The 1,707-nt window shown below is 70.5% G+C and carries 1 protein-coding gene and 1 pseudogene; both read left to right on the top strand.

What is annotated here, in order from left to right; all coding sequences use genetic code 11:
- Positions 1-1,444 (top strand): annotated as a pseudogene (locus C5O18_RS09155) (flavin-containing monooxygenase); the annotation flags it as partial.
- Positions 1,441-1,707, top strand: a 267-nt coding sequence (locus C5O18_RS10770; RefSeq protein ID WP_241146809.1) for a hypothetical protein, incomplete at its 3' end; no start/stop codon positions are given. The pseudogene C5O18_RS09155 and the gene C5O18_RS10770, both read left to right, overlap by 4 nt.

The following is a 1,707-nucleotide window of genomic DNA, read 5'->3' as shown; positions in this document are numbered from 1 at the left end:
TGTCTGAGCGGCATCACGAGGTCATCATCATCGGCGCCGGCTTCGGCGGCATCGGCATGGCCGTCGCGCTGCGGCGCGAGGGCACGGACGACATCGTGATCCTGGAGAAGGGCAGCGATGTCGGCGGGGTCTGGCGCGACAACACCTATCCCGGCGCCGCCTGCGACGTGCCGTCGCACCTGTACTCGTTCTCCTTCGAGCCCAACCCGGACTGGTCGCACGTGTTCTCGCGCCAGCCCGAGATCCACGCCTACCTGCGCCACTGCGCAAGCAAGTACGACATCCTCCGCCACATCCGCTTCGGCGCCGAGGTGGCATCGGCGGACTACGACGAGNCGGCAGCGTGCTGACGGCGGCGCAGCTGATCAGCGCCACCGGCCAGCTCAGCCGGCCGGCACTGCCGAACCTGCCCGGCCGCGACAGCTTTCGCGGCGAGAGCTTCCATTCCGCGACCTGGAACCATGACTGCGACCTGCGCGGCAAGCGCGTGGCGGTGATCGGCACCGGCGCCTCGGCGATCCAGTTCGTGCCCGCCATCGCCGGCAAGCCGAAGCACATCAGCGTGTTCCAGCGTTCCCCGGCCTACATCATGGCGCGCCCGGACCGCCCCTACGGCGCGCTGCAGAAAGCCCTGTTCCGCCACGTGCCGGGGCTGGCGAAGGGCTACCGGGGTTTCATCTACCTGCATTACGAGTCGCGCGCGCTGGCCTTCACGCGCTTTCGCGGGCTGATGTCGCTGGCAGTCGGCCTGCCGTTCCGGCGCCTGCTGCGGCGCCAGGGGCGGGATGCCGACCTGCGCGCGCGCCTGACCCCGGACTACCCGATCGGCTGCAAGCGCATCCTGCTTTCCAGCGACTACCTGGCGACCATGGCGCGGCCGGACGTGTCGGTGATCACCCGCGCCGTGCGCGCCATCACGCCGACCGGCGTGGAGACGGCGGACGGCCAGCGCCACGAGGCCGATGTCATCATCTACGGCACCGGCTTCGCGGCCACCGAGTTCCTGTCGCCCATGCGCGTCACCGGGCGCGGCGGGCAGGAGCTCAACCAGGCCTGGCAGCGCGGCGCGCAGGCCTATCTCGGTATGACCGTGCCGGGCTTCCCCAACTTCTTCATGCTCTACGGCCCCAACACCAATCTCGGCCACAACTCCATCGTCTACATGCTGGAGAGCCAGATCGCGCACATCCTGCGCATCCGCCGCGCCATGCGCGAACGCGGTGCCGGCGCGGTCGAGGTCGACGCCGGCCGCTACCAGCGCTACAACGCCGGCATCCAGCGCGACCTCGGACGTACGGTGTGGCAGGGCTGCAACAGCTGGTATGTCGACGCTAACGGCCACAACAGCACCAACTGGCCCGGCTTCACGCTCAGCTACCGCTGGCTGACCCGGCGCTCCGGGCTGGATGTCTACCGTTTCAGCCCCGCCGGAGGCCGCGCATGAGCCAGGTACCGGACAGTATCGGCGAGCGTTTCCTCGCGGGCTTCCTGCGCGGCTTCCTGCGCACCGCCTTCCGGCCCTTCATCGGCCCGCCGCTGGGCGCGCCGGCGCAGCGCGGCATCGTGTCGGCGCTGGCGCTGGCCATGCCCGGCTGCGGCGGCACGCGGCAGTACACGCAGGTGGCCGGCGGCGTGCCTGCCACCGTGGTGACGCCGAAGGCCGGCGATGCCGGCGGCGTCATCCTCTACCTGCATGGCGGCGCGTTC

This window comes from Amnimonas aquatica (genome assembly GCF_002943415.1).
In the GTDB taxonomy this organism is placed as follows: domain Bacteria; phylum Pseudomonadota; class Gammaproteobacteria; order Pseudomonadales; family Moraxellaceae; genus Perlucidibaca; species Perlucidibaca aquatica_A.
This window is presented reverse-complemented; position numbering and strand designations above follow the sequence as displayed.